The sequence below is a fragment of the Streptomyces bottropensis ATCC 25435 genome (assembly GCF_000383595.1).
GTDB classification, from domain to species: domain Bacteria; phylum Actinomycetota; class Actinomycetes; order Streptomycetales; family Streptomycetaceae; genus Streptomyces; species Streptomyces bottropensis.
In genome coordinates, this window is the sequence record NZ_KB911581.1 from 8,742,895 (window position 1) to 8,762,372 (window position 19,478).

The following is a 19,478-nucleotide window of genomic DNA, read 5'->3' on the forward strand; positions in this document are numbered from 1 at the left end:
CGGTGGGACGAGTGGGGTCGGTGGGTGGTTCCACCGGGTTTCGTGGCCCGGTCAGCGCATCAGGGGCAGCAAGGCGCCCAGGTCGGCCCGTTCGCCGCTCGCGCTGACCTGCGCCTCGTCCAGGGCGACGGCCCACTCCACACGGCCGGTCGCGAGCCGGATCCAGGTCAACGGGTCGGTCTCGACGACGTTCGGCGGCGTACCCCGGGTGTGCCTCGGCCCCTCCACGCACTGCACGACGGCGTACGGCGGAATCCGCACTTCCGTCGAGCCGCCCGGCACCCGCGCGGCGAGGGTGTCGGCGAGCACCCGGACACAGGTGGCGAGGGCGTGCCGGTCGTACGGGACGTTGAGGCCGGGGACGGCTGCGTTCAGGTCGTCGGTGTGGACGACCAGCTCGACCGTGCGGGTGACCAGGTAGTCGTCGAGGAGCATGCCGCCGGCGCGGGTGTCGATGACCCGGCCCCGCGGGGCGGCGGCGAGCGCGTCGGTGATCCGCCGCTCCACCTCCGCGTAGAGGGCGACGAGGTCGGGGTGGGCCTCGGCCAGGCCGTGGCTGCCCTCGGCGATGGCGGACGCGTGGGCGGCGGTCGCGGAGGCGTAGTCGAGGGGGCTCAGCTCGGCTTTCGGCGGCTCGGGCCGCTCCAGGGCCCGGCTGACGCTCTCCACGGCCATGGTGAGGTGTGCGGCCAGGTCTCGTACGGTCCACGCCCCGAGCCGGGTGGGCAGGGCGAGCCCCTCCTCGCTGAGGACGCCCACCGCCTCCCGTACGTGCCCGAACTGGGCCAGGACGGCCTTGCGGGTCTTGGCGGGGTCGTAGGCGCGGGGGCGTTTCCTGGCGGGCGGCATGGGCTGAGCGTATGCGGCCGTGCCCGCGTGGACGCCCGGTCACTCGAAAGTGTGGTCGACGGCGAAGTGCGTCCCGCTCCGACGCCCACTGGCGACACTGGCCTTCGCCCAGAAAGGGGGGCAACATCACGGTCCTGGCCGAGCGCACGTCTCAGATGTCGGTGGTGGAGTTCGAAACGATCGCCTCGGCCGCTCCCGAGACCGTCACGTTGGAGTTCATCAACGGACGGATCGGAGTCAAGAAGGCGGCAGACGGAGACCACGACACGATCGTGACGTGGCTTGCACGACGCTGTATGCAGGCCAGGCCCGACCTGGACCTCTACCAGGGACGAGGGCTCAGGGTCGAGTCCTACCGAGCGGGCAGAGCCAAACCGGATGCGGTGGTGACCCCCGAGGCCCACTTCGCGGGGCACGGCGAGTGGGCCGACCCTGACGGTGCCCTCATGGTCGTCGAGGTCACCTCGTACGACTCCGACACCGACCGGCGGACCGGCACGAGGAACCGGCCGCGTACGGGCAGGCCGGGATCCCTCTGTACCTTCTGATCGACCGGGACTCGTGCACCGTCACCGTGCACAGCGCCCCGGACCGGCTGGTCGGCGGCTACCACGACGTGCACACCGCGAAGTTCGGCGAGAAGGTGTCCCTCCCCGGTCCGATCGGTATGGAGCTGGACACCGAGATCCTCAAGAACTACGTCCGCTGACTCCGAGGACGCGAGGAAGCCCCGCCCGGACGTGCGATGCGGGCGGGGCTCCGTCGTACCGGGGACTACGCCAGCAGCGCCGGGATCGTGCCCTCGTGGGCCGTGCGCAGCTCCTCCAGGGTGAGGGTGAACTCGCCCTGGACCTCGACCACGTCGCCGTCCACGACACCGATGCGCGTGACCGGGAGCCCCCGGGCGCCGCACATGTCGTTGAAGCGGAGTTCCTCGGAGCGGGGGACGGCCACGACGGCGCGGCCGGCCGACTCCGAGAGGAGGAAGGTGAAGGCGTCCAGACCGTCCGGGACGACCAGGCGGGCGCCCTTGCCGCCGAGCAGGGCCGACTCCACGACCGCCTGGACCAGGCCGCCGTCGGAGAGGTCGTGCGCGGAGTCGATCATGCCGTCGCGGGAGGCGGAGATCAGGATCTCGGCCAGCAGGCGCTCGCGCTCCAGGTCGACCTGCGGGGGCAGACCGCCGAGGTGGTCGTGGACGACCTGGGACCAGGCCGAGCCGCCGAACTCCTCGCGGGTGTCGCCGAGCAGGTAGAGCAGCTGGCCCTCCTCCTGGAAGGCGACCGGCGTGCGCCGGGCCACGTCGTCGATGACGCCCAGGACCGCGACGACCGGGGTGGGGTGGATGGCCACCTCGCCCGTCTGGTTGTAGAGGGAGACGTTGCCGCCGGTCACCGGGGTGCCCAGCTGCAGGCAGCCGTCCGCGAGACCGCGCACGGCCTCCGCGAACTGCCACATGACCGCCGGGTCCTCGGGAGAGCCGAAGTTCAGGCAGTCGGAGACGGCGAGGGGCTTGGCGCCGGTGGTGGCGACGTTGCGGTACGCCTCCGCCAGGGCCAGCTGGGCGCCGTGGTACGGGTCCAGCTTGGCGTAGCGGCCGTTGCCGTCGGTCGCGATGGCGACGCCCAGGCCGCTCTCCTCGTCGACGCGGATCATGCCGGAGTCCTCGGGCTGGGCGAGCACCGTGTTGCCCTGCACGAAGTGGTCGTACTGGCTGGTGATCCAGGACTTGGAGGCCTGGTTCGGGGAGGCGACCAGCCGCAGGACCTGCTCCCGCAGTTCCTCGCTCGTCGCCGGCCGGGGCAGCTTGTTCGCGTCGTCCGCCTGGAGCGCGTCCTGCCACTCGGGGCGGGCGTAGGGGCGCTCGTAGACCGGGCCGTCGTGCGCGACCGTGCGCGGGTCGACGTCGACGATCTTGCCGCCGTGCCAGAAGATCTCCAGCCGGTCGCCGTCGGTGACCTCACCGATCACCGTGGCGATGACGTCCCACTTGTCGCAGATCTCCAGGAACCGGTCGACCTTCTCCGGCTCCACGACCGCGCACATGCGTTCCTGCGACTCGCTCATGAGGATTTCCTCGGGCGAGAGGGTCGAGTCGCGCAGGGGGACGTCGTCCAGCGTCACGCGCATGCCGCCGGAGCCGTTCGAGGCCAGCTCGGACGTGGCACAGGACAGGCCGGCCGCGCCGAGGTCCTGGATGCCGACGACCAGCTTCTCCTTGAAGGCCTCCAGGGTGCACTCGATGAGGAGCTTCTCCTGGAAGGGGTCGCCGACCTGCACGGCCGGACGCTTGGAGGGCTTGGCGTCGTCGAAGGTCTCGGAGGCCAGGATGGAGGCGCCGCCGATGCCGTCGCCACCGGTGCGGGCCCCGTAGAGGATGACCTTGTTGCCCGAGCCGGAGGCCTTGGCGAGGTGGATGTCCTCGTGCCGCATGACACCGATGGCACCGGCGTTGACCAGCGGGTTGCCCTGGTAGCAGGCGTCGAAGACGACCTCGCCGCCGATGTTCGGCAGGCCCAGGCAGTTGCCGTAGCCGCCGATGCCGGCGACGACGCCCGGCAGGACGCGCTTGGTGTCGGGGTGGTCGGCCGCGCCGAAGCGCAGCGGGTCGACGACGGCGACCGGGCGGGCGCCCATCGCGATGATGTCGCGGACGATGCCGCCGACACCCGTGGCCGCGCCCTGGTAGGGCTCGACGTAGGAGGGGTGGTTGTGCGACTCGACCTTGAAGGTGACCGCGTAGCCCTGACCGACGTCCACGACGCCGGCGTTCTCGCCGATGCCGACGAGGAGGGCGTCGGACTGCGGGGCCTTCTCGCCGAACTGGCGGAGGTGGACCTTCGAGGACTTGTACGAGCAGTGCTCGGACCACATGACGGAGTACATGGCCAGCTCGGCGCCGGTCGGGCGGCGGCCGAGGATCTCCACGACCCGCTCGTACTCGTCCTTCTTCAGGCCCAGTTCGGCCCAGGGCAGCTCGACGTCGGGGGTCGCGGCCGCGTGCTCGACCGTGTCCAGAGGCGTCCGGCTCATGCGTTGACCAGCTTCTTGAGGATCGAGGTGAAGAAGGGGAGACCGTCGGTACGGCCGGTGCCGATCAGCGGCTCCACGGCGTGCTCCGGGTGCGGCATGAGGCCCACGACGTTGCCGGCCTCGTTGGTGACGCCGGCGATGTCCCGCTGGGAGCCGTTGGGGTTGAAGTCGAGGTACCGGAAGGCGACACGGCCCTCGGCCTCCAGCTTGTCGAGCGTGTACGCGTCGGCGACGTACTGCCCGTCGTTGTTCTTCAGCGGGATGTGGATCTCCTGGCCGGCCGTGTAGTCGGTGGTCCAGGAGGTCTCGGCGTTCTCCACCCGCAGCTTCTGGTCACGGCAGATGAAGTGCAGGTGGTCGTTGCGCAGCATCGTGCCCGGCAGGAGGTGGGCCTCGGTGAGGATCTGGAAGCCGTTGCAGATGCCGAGGACCGGCAGTCCGGCCTTCGCCTGCTCGATGAGCGTGCCCATCACCGGCGAGAAGCGCGCGATGGCTCCGGCGCGCAGATAGTCGCCGTAGGAAAAACCGCCGCACAGCACCACGGCGTCGACCTGGTGGAGGTCCTTGTCCTTGTGCCAGAGAGCGACGGGTTCGGCACCGGCGAGCCTGATCGCACGCTGGGTGTCCCGGTCGTCGAGACTGCCGGGAAAGGTGACGACGCCAATACGAGCGGTCACTTTCCGGCCTCCGCGACTTCCTCGACCTTGACGGTGAAGTCCTCGATCACGGTGTTGGCGAGGAAGGATTCCGCCAGTTCGTGGATGCGGGCGAGCGCGGCGTCGTCCACCGGTCCGTCAACTTCCAGTTCGAATCGCTTTCCCTGACGTACGTCGGAGACGCCCTCGAAACCGAGACGCGGCAGCGCGCGCTGCACCGCCTGGCCCTGGGGGTCGAGGATCTCCGGCTTGAGCATGACGTCGACTACGACGCGTGCCACTGGCACTCCCGGTGTGTGGTGCTGAGCAGGTTCCTTCAGACTACCCGTACAAAATTTCTACGCGGGTAGATTCGTAGGAAACTACAGGGATTCCGGGTGACGGCGGTCACGATCCGGTATCAGGTGATCACCCTCACGAAAACTTCTGGGAAAGATCCCGGATCCCTATTGCGCGAGGGACACGCGGGCGGATTAAGTCTGTCTGCACATTGCAATGCCGGGCACTGTACAAATGAATTGGCAATAGCCGATACTTTGCCCAAATAACAGCCGGACAGCCGACATCTTCCTGACGTCAGGGCACGTCAACGGAGAGATGTCGCACGAAGGGACCGATATTCGTGGCGCAGCGTGTCGTGGTCACTCTCTCCGACGACATCGACGGCTCGGAAGCGGCGGAGACGATCGCCTTCGGACTCGACGGCAAGTCGTACGAGATCGACCTGAACGAAGCCAATGCCAAGGAGCTGCGCAGGGCGCTCGCGCCCTACGTGGACGCCGGCCGCAAGCGGTCGAGGTCGGGCAAGGCCTATCAGCAGACCCAGGTCGCTCCGGACCCCGCGGCCGTCCGCGCCTGGGCCCAGGCCAACAAGCTGGAGGTCCCCGCGCGCGGCCGGATCCCCAAGCGGGTCTACGAGGCGTTCGCCGAGGCGCAGTAGCCGCCGCCCGGGTCGGCCGGCCCTCAGGGTTCGTCAGCGGACCCCGGGGGCGGCCGACTTGGCCCCCGACGGCAACCGACTTGCGTTGCCCCCGGGCGGATCAGCTAGAGTCTGGAGCACGCCGAGGGGCAAGGCCGAAAGGCCCGGCTCACCGGAGTCACGCGGGTGTAGTTCAGTAGTAGAACATCCCCCTTCCAGGGGGAAGGCGCAGTGTGCAATTCCTGTCACCCGCTCTGGATCACTTACCGGACCACTGTTGTGGATCAGGTAAAGTAGTCCTCGCGCCGATCGGTGGGAGCCGGTCGGAGGCAATGCGGACGTAGCTCAGTTGGTAGAGCGCAACCTTGCCAAGGTTGAGGTCGCCAGTTCGAACCTGGTCGTCCGCTCGTGAAAGAAGGCCCCGGTCCACTGGACCGGGGCCTTCTTCATGTGCGCGACCGCCCCAACTCGTGCGCGTCTCCCCCCGACTCCGCCTTTGACGTCCTGGACCTCTTTGGTGGCTTTGGCATCTTTGGCATCTTTGGCGTCTTTGGCGTCCCTCGCGTCTGACATTTGTCATGCCGAGCGATGACACCGCGCACTGCTCCGCGGCTCTCCCCCACGGGACGCTGAGGACATGAAGACGAACGGGCACGACGACGTGAGCACTCACGATCACGAGAACGTGGTCGAGGTCACCGACCTGCGCCGCGTGTACGGGGGCGGTTTCGAGGCCGTACGGGGAATCACCTTCTCCGTCGGCCGGGGAGAACTCTTCGCGCTCCTGGGCACCAACGGCGCGGGCAAGACATCGACGGTCGAGGTACTGGAGGGTCTCGCGCAGCCGTCCGGCGGCCGGGTACGGGTCCTCGGGCACGACCCCTACGGGGAGCGCGCGGCCGTACGCCCTCGCATCGGCGTGATGCTCCAGGAAGGCGGCTTCCCCTCCGAGCTGACCGTCACCGAGACGGTACGGATGTGGGCCGGCTGCACCAGCGGGGCGCGGCCCGTGGGGGAGGCGCTGGAGATCGTCGGACTCGGGCGGCGGGCCGGCGTTCGGGTCAAGCAGCTGTCCGGGGGTGAGAAGCGGCGCCTCGACCTGGCGCTCGCGCTCCTCGGGCGCCCCGAGGTCCTCTTCCTGGACGAGCCGACGACCGGGCTCGACGCGGAGGGCCGTCAGGACACCTGGGAACTGGTGCGGGAGCTGCGGGACGGAGGGACGACCGTGCTGCTCACCACGCACTACCTGGAGGAGGCCGAGGACCTGGCCGACCGGCTCGCCATCCTCCACGAGGGCACCGTCGCCGTGACCGGCACCCCGGCCGAGGTGACCGCCTCCCAGCCCTCCCGCATCTCCTTCGAACTGCCCGCCGGGTACTTCCTGGGCGACCTGCCGCCGCTCGGCGAACTGGGCGTCACAGGGCACGAGGAGCACGACCGCGTGGTGGTTCTGCGCACGAACGAACTCCAGCGGGCGGCCACCGGGCTGCTGCTGTGGGCCGAGCGGGCACGGATCGAACTGCGCCGGCTGGAGGTGCGGTCGGCCTCGCTGGAGGAGGCGTTCCTGCGGATCGCGCGGGAGTCGGCGGAGGCGGCGCGTGCGGGCACGGAGTCCCGCACGGACACGGGAGCGCGTACGGGCGAGGGCTCGCGCAAGGGCGGGGTGGCGGTATGAGGACGACCACGGGGACGGATATGGGAACGGGAACGACGGGTGCGGGCACGGGAGCGGGGGCGGCGCCGGTCGTCGCGGCCGACGGGACGACGACCCTCCGGGGGCGGATGACCGCGCTCGCCCGCGCCGAGCTGACGCTGCTGGGGCGGAGCCGGGCCACGCTGTTCACGGCGTTGTTCGTGCCGCTGCTGCTGCCGCTCAGCGTGCGGTCGGCGACGGACCAGATGGACCTGGGCGAGGCGGGGCTGAACGTCGGGACGGTCATGCTCCCCGCCGCCGTCGGCTTCTCGCTGCTGTTCGCCGTCTACACGGCGCTGACCAACATCTTCGTCGTGCGCCGCGAGGAACTGGTGCTGAAGCGGCTGCGGACCGGTGAGCTGCGCGACCCGGAGATCCTGGTCGGGGCCGCGCTGCCGGCGGCCGGCATCGCGCTCGCGCAGTGCGTGCTCCTCGCGATCGGCTGCACGGTCCTGCTGGACCTGGGGGCGCCGCCCGCGCCGCACCTGGCCGTACTGGGGGTGCTGCTGGGTGTCGTGCTGTGCGCGGCGCTGGCGGCGGTCACCGCGAGCTACAGCCGTACCGCCGAGAGCGCGCAGGTCACCAGCCTGCCGCTGATGTTCGTGTCGCTGCTCGGGTCGGGCATCACCGTGCCGCTGGAAGTGCTGCCGGACCGGCTGGCGTCCTTCCTCGAACTGCTGCCGCTCACCCCCGTGATCACACTGGTGCGCGGCGGCTGGACCGGCGACCTGTCCGCGTACGACGCCCTGGGCGCCGTCGCCACCGCCCTGGCCTGGACCGTGATCGCGGTGTTTGCTGTACGGCGGTGGTTCCGCTGGGAACCGCGCCGATGAGGGGAGTTGGGGCATGCGGGGGCCGGGGACCTGGTGGCGGGTGAAGAGCACGCCGGCGAAGGTGGAGACGTACACGCGGTGGTCGTTCCACATGTTCGCGGTGATCGAGCTCCTCGCGGCCGGACTGCCCGCCTTCGCCGAGGTGGGGCCGGGGCGGCCGGGCAGCTGGCTGCTGCTGTTCCTGGTGGGCGCGCACGCCGCGACCTGTGCGGTGACGGCGTCCCGGGCGCTCGACTGGACGCGCGGCCGGCGGGCCCAGCCCGTACGGCTGATGTGGGTGCTCACCGCCGTCACCGCCGTGGTCGCCGTCCTCACCTTCGTGATCGCCGATCACGCGGTGACGGGGGACGTCGCCGACAACGCCGGCATCTTCGGCATCGTGGCGATCTTCGGCGTCGGTAACGTGACGCTCGGTGTCCGCGGCCGGAAGCAGGTCCTGGCGATCGTCGGCGGCTTCGCGGTGGGCTCCGCGCTCCTGGCCCTCCTGCTGGGCTCACCGGGGCCCGCCGCGCTGATCACGTCGGCGGTCGTGCTGATCAGCGGCGGAGCGCTCGCCTTCACGGCCGTCTTCTCCGTCTGGCTCCTCGACGCCGTCTACGAACTCGCCGACGCCCGCGAGACCCGCGCCCGCCTCGCCGTCGCCGAGGAACGGCTCCGCTTCGGGCGGGACCTGCACGACGTGATCGGCCGGAACCTCGCCGTCATCGCCCTGAAGAGCGAGCTGGCGGTCCAGCTGGCGCGCCGGGAGCGGCCCGAGGCCGTCGAGCAGATGATCGAGGTCCAGCGGATCGCGCAGGAGTCGCAGCGCGAGGTGCGGGAGGTCGTGCGGGGGTACCGGGAGGCCGACCTCGGCGTCGAACTGGCCGGTGCGCAGGGCGTGTTGGCGGCGGCCGGCATCGACTGCTCGGTCGACGGGGCCGAGGTCGCCGGGTTGCCCGGCGAGGTGCAGTCCGCGCTCGCCTGGGTGGTGCGGGAAGGAACGACGAACGTGCTGCGGCACGGGAACGCCGCGCACTGTGCGGTGGTGCTGAAGGTGACGGAGGGGCAGGCGGTGCTGACCGTGGAGAACGACGGGATACGGGCGGCGGGTGCTCCCGACGACACCGGCCGTTCGGCCGGCGGCGGGTCGGGGCTCGCCGGGCTGCGGGAGCGGCTGGCGGTGGTGAACGGGACGCTGGAGGCGGGGCCGGTGGGCGGGGAGGCGTTCCGGGTGGTGGCGCGGGTGCCGCTGGGCTCAGGGGGGCCGGGGATCGCCACGGGAGCGGGAGCGGGAGCGGGGGCGGAGGCGGAGGCGCGGGCGGCTTCCGCGTCCGGCTCGGCCGCTCGGGGTTCGGCCGCCTCGGTCGTACCGGGGGGCGCGACGTGAGCGACGTGACCGGTGCGCCCGGTGAGCCTGCTGCGCCGGAGGGGGCGGGGCGGCCCGTGCGGCTGTTGCTGGCCGACGACGAGCATCTGATCCGGGGCGCACTGGCGGCGTTGCTGTCGCTGGAGGAGGACCTGGTGGTGGTCGCGGAGGCGGCGAGCGGGCCGGAGGCGCTGGCGATGGCGCGGGCGCACGAGCCGGACGTGGCCGTGCTGGACCTGCAGATGCCGGGGGCGGACGGTGTGAGGGTCGCCACATCGCTGCGGGCCGAACTGCCGGGCTGCCGCGTGCTGATCGTCACCGGGCACGGTCGGCCGGGCCATCTGAAGCGGGCGCTTGCGGCGGGTGTGCGCGGGTTCGTCCCCAAGACCGTCAGCGCGCAGAAGCTCGCGGAGATCATCAGGACCGTGCACGCGGGCAACCGTTATGTGGACCCGGAGTTGGCGGCCGACGCGATCTCCTCCGGCGACTCCCCGCTGACCGCGCGGGAGGCCGAGGTGCTCGAACTGGCGGCCGACGGGGCGCCCGTCGTGGAGATCGCCGAGCGGGCCGCGCTGTCCCAGGGGACGGTCCGGAACTATCTGTCGTCGGCCGTGTCCAAGCTCGGGGTCGAGAACCGGCACGCGGCAGTGCGTCTCGCACGGGAGCGAGGTTGGGTATAGTAGGCCTCGCGCCACGGCGCAACGCGGACGTAGCTCAGTTGGTAGAGCGCAACCTTGCCAAGGTTGAGGTCGCCAGTTCGAACCTGGTCGTCCGCTCGTGAGATAGATCGAAGAAGGCCCCGGTCCACTGGACCGGGGCCTTCTTCGTCCCGCTAGCTCCAGCCGATCCCCGTCAGGCGCTCGTACGCCTCCACGTACTTGGCGCGGGTCGCGGCGACGATCTCCTCGGGCAGCGGCGGCGGAGGCTGCTCGCTCCCGCGGTCCCAGCCGGAGGCGTCCGAGGTCAGCCAGTCGCGGACGAACTGCTTGTCGAAGGACGGCTGGGCGTGACCCGGCTCCCACAGATCGGCCGGCCAGAAGCGGGACGAGTCAGGGGTGAGGACCTCGTCGGCGAGGACGAGGGTGTCGCCCTCGAAGCCGAACTCGAACTTGGTGTCGGCCAGGATGATGCCCCGGTCCCGGGCGATGTCCCGGGCGCGGCTGTACACGGCCAGGGTCGTCTGGCGCAGCTGGGCGGCGGTCTCCGCGCCGACCTGGCGGGCGACCTCCTCGTACGACACGTTCTCGTCGTGCTCGCCGACGGCGGCCTTGGTGGCCGGGGTGAAGATCGGCGCCGGCAGCTCCGAGCCGTCGACCAGGCCCTCGGGCAGGGCGAGACCGCAGACCGTGCGGGAGTCGTTGTACTCCAGCAGGCCCGAGCCGGTGAGGTAGCCACGGGCCACCGCCTCCACCGGGACCATCTTCAGCGACTTGCAGACGAGCGTGCGGCCCGCCCAGTCGGCGGGGGCGCCCGGCGGGAGTTCGGTGCTCAGGACGTGGTTCGGGACCAGGTCGGCGAGCTGGTCGAACCACCAGAGGGACAGCTGCGTGAGGACGCGCCCCTTGTCGGGGATCTCCGTGGGCAGCACCCAGTCGAACGCGGACGTTCGGTCGCTGGCGACCATCACGAGGTCGCCCGCCTCGTTCTGGTACAGCTCGCGCACCTTGCCGGTGTGCAGGTGCACCAGGCCCGGAACCTGGATCGGCTCGGGCTTTTCTACGAATCCGGACACGGTTCCTCCCCGTGGTGATGTCCAAGTGGCTCGATTCTCCCGTACGCGGGCGACCGTTCTTGGCCAGGGGTTGTGTTCGGTGCGCTCAGTCGCGTTTGCAGATGCGGTCCAGGAGGTTTGCCGTGGCTCGCTGGACCCGGGTGTCGACGTGGCCCGGACGGTCCAGGGCCGGGGACCACGCGAACGTTCCGGATGCGAAGACCCAGGCGCCGGAGGGGGCTCGGTACAGCGAGGTCTCCTGGTGGCGGACGACCTCGTCCTTGTCCCGGTACGGGGAGTGGGCGAGGAGCATACGGCCCTGGTGCTCGGGGAGCGGGGTGCGCGGGAAGTAGCGGTCGGCCTCGCCGGCGACCATGCCCTCCAGCTCGTCGTTCTCATGGGCGCCGGTCGCGTCCCAGAGCCAGTGGTCGGCGTTGCGCACGACCAGGGGGTGCGGTTCGGGGACCCGGCCCTCGTACTGGATGCCCATCAACTGCTGCTCGGGCCGGTCGACTTCGCGCCACAGGGCGGGTTTGCCGGGGCCCCGGCGTTTTCGGCAGGTGAGGAGGCGGTCGGGGGCTCCGGACGGCGAGGGGCTCAGCTCCACCTGCCAGTACATGGTGTTGGAGGAGAGGAAGACCAGCGAGGTGCCGCTGTCCCGGGCGAGTTCGGTGGTGCGGCGCATCTGCGGCGACCAGTACTCGTCGTGGCCGGGGAAGACCAGCCCCCGGTAGCGGCTGGGGTCGACGCGGCCGGCGTGCAGGTCGCGGGCGTCGGCGTAGGCGAGGTCGTAGCCGTAGCGCTCGGCCCAGCGGATGAAGTCGTAGGCGTGGCCCACATGGAGGGGGAGGCCGGCGCCGGCGTACGGGCGGTCGAAGGAGACGGTCGTCGCGGCCTCGGACTCGCCGAGCAGCCGCCCGTCCTCGTCCCAGGCGTGGTAGAGACTGGCGCCGGTGCGGCCGTCCTCCGGATACAGGTTGTACGCCTGCCAGGTGATGTCCGGGAGCAGGAGCAGCAGGTCGGCCTGACGGTCGTCGCGGACGGTGAACGGGACGTGGGAGCGGTAGCCGTCGGCGGTGGTCAGGACCGCCACGTACGCGCCGACGTTCCAGTAGCTGGGGATCTGCAGCCGCCAGGAGAGCCACCAGTGGTGGCAGGAGACCGTGCGGTCGGCGGTCAGGGGCGGGGGCTGGACGATGCCGGACAGCCGGGGGCTGGTGGTGATCTTGGCCGCGCCGTCGCCGCTGTAGTGGCCGATGCGGTAGATGTCGACGCCGAATTCCTGGGGCGGGTCCACGGTGACGTGGAAGTCGATGGACTGGCCGGGGGCGGCGGCGCCGGTCGCCGTGAACCCCTTGATCTGCCGGCGTACGTCGTCGGCGGAGCGGGGGCCCGGCGGGACGCGGGGGGCCGGGACACGGGCGCGGGTGCCCCGGGCGGACGCGGGGGGCTCGGGCGGGCCCGGGTCCACGTACCAGGGGACCACCTGGCCGGTGTCGTCGAAGTACGTCACATTGCCACGCAGCCAGGGGACCGGTCCCTGACCGAAGGGGTCCGTCACCGCGTGGGCGAGGGCGCCCGATTCCCAGCGGCGGATGTGGTGCTGCTCCGAGCCCATGAGTTCTCCCCTCCCTCGCCCCCGTGAGCTGTCGTGAGCATGTGCTCCGTACGCGAGCTGTCCCAGCACATCACATTAAGCACGCACCCCGTCACCGTTCGTCGTGAATCGGTGGGAGTGGAACGGCGAGGTCCGGATAGGGAGTCGGACACCCCCTTCCGACCAGCCACAACACCCTCAGGCCCCTCTGCGGGATCGGCCTCGGGACCACCGTCGGGCGGGCTGCGGACCAGGCGTTCGGACCAGCCGTTCAGACCAGGCGGACCGGTTTCTCCGGGCGGACGCCGAGGCGGCTGAGCCAGTCGCGGAGGGGGACCGGGTCCCCGTCCTCCACGAGGGTGAGGACACGGGGGGCGAGGTCGGCCGCCCGTACGCCGTCGACGAGGAGGGAGGGGCCGTCCAGCCAGTCCAGGCCCGGGGTGGCGCCCGCCGTGTCCATCGCCGCGCAGCACACCATCGCGGCGACGTGCTCCGTCAGCAGATCGCGGCCCGTGCGGGGTGGCTGCATCGGGAACAGCGGCAGCAGTCCGTCGTCCCACAGCGCCCGGTCGGGGCCCTGCGCCTCGGCCCCGCCGGCCGCGGGGTGGCCGTCGGCCGGGACCGCGCTCTCCTCGCGCGCCAGTTCCGCGGTCAGGGCGGCGGCGAGGGCGGCGGACTGCGGGGTGGCCGGGCCGGATTCGTCGTCGGGGTCGGAATCGAGGTCCGGGCCGGGGCCGGTGGTGTCGTCGGCGTCGTGCGGGGATATGTGGTGGGGGTCCGGTTCAAGGTCGGGGTTGTGGTCGGGGTTGTGGTCGGGGTTGTGCTCGTGTTCGCGGTCCGCCTCTGCGGCCGTCGCGCGTCCGGCGGCGGGGTGGGGGGACGGGTGGCCGTGCGGCGCGGTCGTCGTCGTACCGGGACCGGCCCCGGGGGCCACGGCGGCCTCGGTGGCCGACGGATGCGCAGCGGCGGCGGCCGCGGTGGTCAGGTGGGTCAGGACCCGGGAGAGGGTGGGGCCGCCGTGGGCCGGGCCGGTGGGGTCGGTGGCCGGGTCGCTCGCCGGGTGGCGCACGCCCAGCCCGTCGAGGACACGGTGGAGGCGGGCCGCGTCGGCGCGCCATTTGCGGTCGACGACCTCGTCCGGGTACTCGTGCCAGTCGACCGGCGACCAGTCGGGGCCGGATTCGGCGGGGCCGCCGTGGAAGAGGCGGGCGGCGAGCAGGGACGCGGCCTCGTCGACCGTGCCGGGCTCTTCGAGCAGGTCGCAGGCGGGGCGCTCGCCCAGCCGGGAGGCGAAGCCCTCGGCGAGGCGGTCTCGGCGCGACAGCTCCGTGAGCGCGGCCACGACACCCGCGTCCAGACGGGACGGCCACCGGCCCATCCGCCACGCGGGCAGCGCGACCCGGGTGAGGAGGCGGTCCCAGCCCGCGTAGGCGAGGCCGACCTGCTCCTGGGCGACGATCCGCAGACCGTAGTCCACAGCCTGTGCACGCTCGGCCGCCGCGGCGGCGACCCCGCGCTCCATCTCGGCCGCGTGCCCCCGACAGCCGCGCAGGAGCATCCGGGTCACCCAGCCGACTCCGCCCAACGCCGTACGGACGGCCACGCCGTGCGACGGGGCCGAGCTGACGGCCACTGCCGCGTCCAGCCCCCGGACGAAACGGCGGGCCGCGGCTATGTCCGGGTGCGCCGACGGTCCCGTACCCGCGACGACCGGGGCCAGCACCGCTCGTAGCTCACCGACCCGCATCCACCACAGGAACGGCGAGCCGATGACGAGCACCGGCGCGGTGGGCGCGCGGTGCCGACGGTGGGCGGCAAGCCCTGACTCCGGTCCGGATGCCAGACGGGACTGCAGACGGGAGGGCAGGCCGGATGACGAGCCGCGCGTGTCCGTCATCTCGTCGCCCCGCCCCGTGCCGCGGTCACCGGCCGTGGCGGCCCCGCCGTCGACCACCTCGCTCCCGTCGGTCCCGTCGGTCCCGTCGGCCCCGTCGGTCCCGTCGGTCGAGGAGTGGTGGGGCGCGTCGGGCCGGTGGTGGGAGCGGTGGGTGCGGTCCTCCAGCCAGCTGTCGCAGTCCGGGGTGAGCGCTATCGCGGACGGGGGCGGGACGTCGAGGCGGTCGGCCAGGTCCCGGACCAGCCGGTAGAGATCGGGCGCGGCCTTCTCGGTGACCGTCACCGTGGGGCTCACGGCGGGCCGGGCACGGGCGACGACGAGCGCGATGCCCGTGGCGGCGAGGAGCACGACGAGGGCGAGACCGGACACGATCCGGCTCGCCATGGACCAGCCGGGGCCGGTCAGACGGCCGGTCGACCCGCCGACCAACAGGACGACGGCGACGGCCGCGGGCAGCACCGCCACGGCCAGCGCCCTGCTGCGGACCCGCAACACGGCGAGGGCCCGGGCGCGCGCGGCCTGCGCGCCCGCCTCCTCACCACCTGCCATACCGGTCACGACCCGACGTCACCCCCTGCTGTCCCGTGCGGCGCACACCGCGACGCCCGCGACGACTGCTCGTCGCAGTGGTCGCCGCCGCATGCCCTGACGTTGCTCACTCCCCCACTGTGGCACCGACCACCGACATCGCAATGCCGGTGGGCCAAGTGCCGGAACGCTTGCGCCGCACCCTAGTTGGGGCCCCGGCCCTCGTCAGCCGGATGGGCCACCGCTCACTCGATGGAATGGCTCTGGGGAGAGGTGAAGGACGCCGGGCAAGGATCGGGCCCCGGATTCCGACGGCTTCCCAGGGGTTCCTGGGTGTCTCCGGGGGATTCCGGGGCCTGGGGTTGGTACCCGTTGCTGACGCTTCGCATGCGGATGTCGCGAAGGGGACGGATGTGCGGGGACGCGTCGAGGAAGGACGCGGGGCGTGGAGGGGCGGGGCCGGTCCACGCCCGTCAGTCGGTCACGCCTCCGCCGCCGCCTTCGCCGCGATGTCCGACCGGTGCTGGGAGCCGTCGAGGCCGATGCGGGCGACGGCGGTGTAGGCACGGTCGCGGGCCATGGTGAGGTCCTTGCCGGTGGCCGTGACGGACAGGACCCGGCCGCCGGCGCTGACGACCTCGTCGCCCACGCGCCGGGTGCCGGCGTGCAGGACGTACGCGTGCGGGGCGTCCACGGCGGCGATCTCGTCGAGGCCGGTGATGGGGTCGCCGGTGCGCGGCGAGCCGGGGTAGTTGTGCGAGGCCACGACCACGGTGACGGCCGCGTCGGCGCTCCAGCGCAGGGGTTCGAGGTCGCCGAGGGTGCCGTTGGCGGCGGCCAGCAGGACACCGGCCAGCGGGGTCTTGAGACGGGCGAGGACGACCTGGGTCTCCGGGTCACCGAACCGGGCGTTGAACTCGATCACCCGTACGCCTCGGCCGGTGATCGCCAGACCCGCGTAGAGCAGGCCGGAGAACGGGGTGCCGCGGCGCCGCATCTCGTCGACCGTCGGCTGCAGCACGGTCTGCAGGACCTCGTCGACCAGCTTCGGGTCGGCCCACGGGAGCGGCGAGTACGCGCCCATGCCGCCGGTGTTGGGGCCGTCGTCGCCGTCGAGCGCGCGCTTGAAGTCCTGCGCGGGCTGGAGCGGGACGACGCTCACGCCGTCGGTGATGGCGAAGAGGGAGACCTCGGGGCCGTCCAGGAACTCCTCGATGACGACCCGGCCGCACGCGAGCGCGTGCTCGCGGGCCTGGGCGAGGTCCGCCGTCACGACGACACCCTTGCCGGCCGCGAGCCCGTCGTCCTTGACGACGTACGGCGCGCCGAACGCGTCCAGCGCCTCGTCGATCTCCTCGGCGGTGGTGCAGACGTACGACCGCGCGGTCGGCACGCCGGCTCCGGCCATGACCTCCTTGGCGAAGGCCTTGGAGCCCTCCAGCTGAGCGGCCTCGCCGGACGGGCCGAACACCGGGATGCCCGCCGCGCGCACGGCGTCGGCGACGCCCGCGACCAGCGGGGCCTCCGGGCCGACGACCACCAGGTCGGCCTCCAGCCGCGTGGCCAGCGCGGTCACGGCGGCGCCGTCCAGCGCGTCGACCGGGTGCGACTCGGCGACCTCCGCCGTGCCCGCGTTGCCGGGTGCGCAGTGGAGTGCGGTGACATCGGGATCGAGGGACAGCGAACGGCAGAGCGCGTGCTCACGAGCACCGCTGCCAATGACGAGGACCTTCACGGGGTCAGCCTAGCCGCAGGGGGCGGGGGGCTTTGTGGGGGCGCCCGAAGAGTGGGACGGGGCGGGTTCGTCGGATCATACGAATCGGAGCGGCGAACAGGGCCGAGGCCCTACGGCGACGGTCCGCGCCCGCGGCTCGCCCGCTACTCGTTCGTGATCTCCTCCACCACGGTCGCCCCCAGTTCGCGCACGATCAGTTCGTGGCCGGAGAGGGCGGACTCGTCGAGGTCGGGGTCGTCGTCCTCGGGGGTGTCGTCCTCGGGGGAGACGGGCGGGGGCTCGGGGGGCGAGGGCGGGGCGGCTGCGACGGGAGGGGCGGCCGGTGCCGACCGATGGGGCGCGGCCGGACCGGGGGACGCCGGGCGGGCGGCCGTCGAGGACGGGGGAGAGGCGGGGCGGGGCGCGGGGGCCGGGGAGCCGCCGTACCCACCGCCGGCGCCGCCACCTCCGTAGCCGTCGCCCGTGCCGCCACCGCCGTAGCCACCGGCGGCCGGCGCCGGGGACCCGTAGCCGCCGGGGGCGACCGGTGCGGCGGAGCCGCCCGAGGTGTCGATGACCGCCTCGATCTTCCAGTGCACGTTGAACTGCTCGGCCAGTGCCGCCCGCAGGACGTCCTCGCTGCCGCTGCTCGCGAAGTTGTCGCGGGCGCCCGCGTTGACGAAGCCGATCTGCAGGGTCGTGCCGTCGAACCCGGTGACGTGCGCGTTCTGGCTGAGCAGGATCCAGGTGAAGCGGCGGCGGTTCTTCACCGTCTCCAGGATGTTCGGCCAGAGCGTGCGGGGGTCGGGTCCGCCGGGGACCGGGTTGTGGGCGGCGAGAGCCGGGGGGGCCGTAGGGGCGCTCGGCTGGGCGTACGCGGCGGGCGGGCCCGCGGCGGGAGGCACGGCCGGGGCTCCGGGCGCGGGGCCGGGGCCACCGCCGGCGGGCGCGGCCGTCGGCCATCCGCCGGGACGGCGCCCGCCGCCCGCGGAGGCGGGGGTGGGCCAGGAGCCGGGGGCGGGTGCGTGGGCGGGGGGCGTGGGGCTCGCGACCGGGTCGGGGGGCGCGGGGGCGGCGGGAGGCGGGGCGGTCGGCGCGGCGGCCGGGGCGAGCGGCGGGGCGGCCGGGGCGAGCGGCGGGGCGGGCGGAGCCGGGGCCGGCTGCCCGGCGACGGGTGCCGGCGCCCCGTACGGGTCCGGGCCCGGTGTACCTGTCGTGCCCGCGGCCCCCCGCGCCGCGGCGCGAGCTGCGGCGGGCCCGCCACCGGGCGGAACCTGCGAGGCCTGCGGGGCGTGGGCGGGCTGTCCCGCCTGCGGGGTCCCGCCCGTGCCCATGGGCGGGGCGGCCGCTCCCCCGTGCGCCTCGGGGCCGGGCACGTACCCCAGAGCGGGACCGGCGGCGCCGCCCGCGAAGTTGATCCCGCGCTCCAGGCGGTCCAGGCGGGCCATGACGGAGCGTTCGTCGCCGTAGGTGGCGGGGAGGAGGACGCGGGCGCAGATCAGTTCGAGCTGGAGGCGAGGCGAGTTGGCGCCGCGCATCTCGGTGAGGCCTTCGTTGACCAGGTCGGCGGCGCGGCTGAGCTCGGCGGCGCCGAAGACGCCGGCCTGGGCCTGCATCCGCTCCAGCACCTCGACGGGGGCGTCGATGAGGCCCTTCTCGACGGCGTCCGGCACGGCGGCCAGGATCACCAGGTCGCGCAGGCGCTCCAGCAGGTCGGCGACGAACCGCCGCGGGTCGTTGCCGGCCTCGACGACATGGTCGACGACGTCGAAGGCCGCGGCCCCGTCCCCGGCGGCGAAGGCCTCGACGACCGAGTCGAGCAACGAGCCGTCGGTGTATCCGAGCAGCGAGGTGGCCATGGCGTAGGTCACGCCCTCGTCCGTCGCGCCCGCCAGCAGCTGGTCCATGACGGACATCGAGTCACGCACGGAGCCGGCCCCGGCGCGCACGACGAGGGGGAGGACACCCTCGTCGACCGGGATCTTCTCCTTGCCGCAGACCTCGCCGAGATACTCCCGGAGCGTGCCGGGGGGGACCAGCCGGAACGGATAGTGGTGCGTACGCGAGCGGATCGTGCCGATGACCTTCTCGGGCTCGGTGGTCGCGAAGATGAACTTGAGGTGCTCCGGCGGCTCCTCGACGACCTTCAGCAGCGCGTTGAAACCGGCCGACGTGACCATGTGGGCCTCGTCGATGATGTAGATCTTGTACCGGCTGCTCGCGGGGCCGAAGAAGGCCTTCTCGCGCAGCTCACGGGCGTCGTCCACACCACCGTGAGAGGCCGCGTCGATCTCGATGACGTCGATCGAACCCGGTCCGTTCCGCGCCAGGTCCTGGCACGACTGGCACTCTCCGCACGGTGTCGGCGTGGGGCCCTGCTCGCAGTTCAGACAGCGGGCGAGGATCCGCGCACTGGTCGTCTTCCCGCAACCGCGCGGCCCGCTGAACAGGTACGCGTGATTGACCCGGTTGTTCCGCAGCGCCTGCTGCAGCGGGTCGGTGACATGCTCCTGCCCGATGACCTCGGCGAACGACTCCGGGCGATAGCGGCGGTACAGCGCGAGAGACGACACGCTTACGAGGTTATAGGCGCCCACTGACAACACGGACACCGCCGGAGGAGACCGGGCCGGAAGGGGCGGGAGTCATCGGCCGCGAGGACGGAGATCGCCGGCGGCGGTCGGGCCGGATACCGGAGCCCCG

Annotated in this window: 14 protein-coding genes, 3 tRNA genes and 1 pseudogene; 9 read left to right on the top strand and 9 right to left on the bottom strand. The window is 72.5% G+C overall.

Going from position 1 to position 19,478, the window contains the following annotated elements; all coding sequences use genetic code 11:
• Nucleotides 1–51 precede the first annotated feature (51 nt).
• The gene (locus STRBO_RS0138790) at nt 52–849 is read right to left on the bottom strand and encodes a maleylpyruvate isomerase family mycothiol-dependent enzyme (RefSeq protein ID WP_005482668.1); all 798 of its coding nucleotides are present in this window, start codon (nt 847–849) and stop codon (nt 52–54) included.
• 125 nt (nt 850–974) lie between these two features.
• Here STRBO_RS0138790 and STRBO_RS0138795 point away from each other — a divergent pair.
• Nucleotides 975–1,558, top strand: a pseudogene (locus STRBO_RS0138795) (Uma2 family endonuclease).
• Between the two features lie 65 nt (nt 1,559–1,623).
• Here STRBO_RS0138795 and purL read toward each other — a convergent pair.
• The 3 genes from purL to purS are packed head-to-tail and all read right to left on the bottom strand — an operon-like array spanning nt 1,624 to nt 4,819.
• The gene (gene purL / locus STRBO_RS40840; RefSeq protein ID WP_005482674.1) at nt 1,624–3,882 is read right to left on the bottom strand and encodes a phosphoribosylformylglycinamidine synthase subunit PurL; all 2,259 of its coding nucleotides are present in this window, start codon (nt 3,880–3,882) and stop codon (nt 1,624–1,626) included.
• Nucleotides 3,879–4,559, bottom strand: coding sequence for a phosphoribosylformylglycinamidine synthase subunit PurQ (gene purQ, locus STRBO_RS0138810; protein WP_005482676.1), 681 nt, complete (start codon nt 4,557–4,559; stop codon nt 3,879–3,881). Before purQ ends, purL begins: the two co-directional genes overlap by 4 nt.
• Nucleotides 4,556–4,819 (bottom strand): phosphoribosylformylglycinamidine synthase subunit PurS, encoded by a 264-nt coding sequence (purS, locus tag STRBO_RS0138815; protein WP_005482678.1) that lies wholly within the window; start codon nt 4,817–4,819, stop codon nt 4,556–4,558. The genes purQ and purS overlap by 4 nt, the downstream gene beginning before the upstream one ends.
• 341 nt (nt 4,820–5,160) lie before the next feature.
• Between purS and STRBO_RS0138820 the strand changes: the two genes are divergently transcribed.
• The 8 genes from STRBO_RS0138820 to STRBO_RS0138855 all read left to right on the top strand — a co-directional run bounded on the left by STRBO_RS0138820 (nt 5,161) and on the right by STRBO_RS0138855 (nt 10,104).
• The gene (locus STRBO_RS0138820) at nt 5,161–5,478 is read left to right on the top strand and encodes a histone-like nucleoid-structuring protein Lsr2 (RefSeq protein ID WP_005482680.1); all 318 of its coding nucleotides are present in this window, start codon (nt 5,161–5,163) and stop codon (nt 5,476–5,478) included.
• Nucleotides 5,479–5,639: 161 nt separating this feature from the next.
• Nucleotides 5,640–5,711: transfer RNA gene (locus STRBO_RS0138825), tRNA-Gly, on the top strand.
• An 80-nt stretch (nt 5,712–5,791) separates the two neighbouring features.
• Nucleotides 5,792–5,864: transfer RNA gene (locus tag STRBO_RS0138830), tRNA-Gly, on the top strand.
• 230 nt (nt 5,865–6,094) lie between these two features.
• Nucleotides 6,095–7,132 (top strand): ABC transporter ATP-binding protein, encoded by a 1,038-nt coding sequence (locus STRBO_RS0138835; RefSeq protein WP_005482682.1) that lies wholly within the window; start codon nt 6,095–6,097, stop codon nt 7,130–7,132.
• A 20-nt stretch (nt 7,133–7,152) separates the two neighbouring features.
• Nucleotides 7,153–7,983, top strand: a complete 831-nt coding sequence (locus STRBO_RS0138840; RefSeq protein ID WP_005482683.1) for an ABC transporter permease — start codon at nt 7,153–7,155, stop codon at nt 7,981–7,983.
• A gap of 13 nt (nt 7,984–7,996) precedes the next feature.
• Entirely contained in the window at nt 7,997–9,349 is a 1,353-nt protein-coding gene (locus STRBO_RS0138845) for a sensor histidine kinase (RefSeq protein WP_020115778.1), read from the top strand.
• Between the two features lie 56 nt (nt 9,350–9,405).
• Complete coding sequence (locus tag STRBO_RS0138850) at nt 9,406–10,008, top strand: response regulator transcription factor (RefSeq protein WP_020115779.1); 603 nt, start codon at nt 9,406–9,408, stop codon at nt 10,006–10,008.
• A gap of 23 nt (nt 10,009–10,031) precedes the next feature.
• Nucleotides 10,032–10,104 (top strand) — tRNA-Gly (locus tag STRBO_RS0138855).
• Between the two features lie 56 nt (nt 10,105–10,160).
• Here STRBO_RS0138855 and STRBO_RS0138860 read toward each other — a convergent pair.
• The 5 genes from STRBO_RS0138860 to STRBO_RS0138880 form a co-directional block, all read right to left on the bottom strand.
• Complete coding sequence (locus tag STRBO_RS0138860; protein WP_005482689.1) at nt 10,161–11,060, bottom strand: phosphoribosylaminoimidazolesuccinocarboxamide synthase; 900 nt, start codon at nt 11,058–11,060, stop codon at nt 10,161–10,163.
• Nucleotides 11,061–11,145: 85 nt separating this feature from the next.
• Nucleotides 11,146–12,657: a N,N-dimethylformamidase beta subunit family domain-containing protein gene (locus tag STRBO_RS0138865; protein WP_005482691.1), complete on the bottom strand. Its 1,512-nt coding sequence runs from the start codon at nt 12,655–12,657 to the stop codon at nt 11,146–11,148.
• 250 nt (nt 12,658–12,907) lie between these two features.
• Nucleotides 12,908–15,082: a M48 family metalloprotease gene (locus STRBO_RS0138870; RefSeq protein WP_005482693.1), complete on the bottom strand. Its 2,175-nt coding sequence runs from the start codon at nt 15,080–15,082 to the stop codon at nt 12,908–12,910.
• 460 nt (nt 15,083–15,542) lie between these two features.
• On the bottom strand, nt 15,543–16,796 hold the full coding sequence (purD, locus tag STRBO_RS0138875; RefSeq protein WP_005482695.1) for a phosphoribosylamine--glycine ligase: 1,254 nt from the start codon (nt 16,794–16,796) through the stop codon (nt 15,543–15,545).
• 143 nt (nt 16,797–16,939) lie between these two features.
• The gene (locus STRBO_RS0138880; RefSeq protein ID WP_020115780.1) at nt 16,940–19,348 is read right to left on the bottom strand and encodes a DNA polymerase III subunit gamma and tau; all 2,409 of its coding nucleotides are present in this window, start codon (nt 19,346–19,348) and stop codon (nt 16,940–16,942) included.
• Nucleotides 19,349–19,478: the final 130 nt, after the last annotated feature.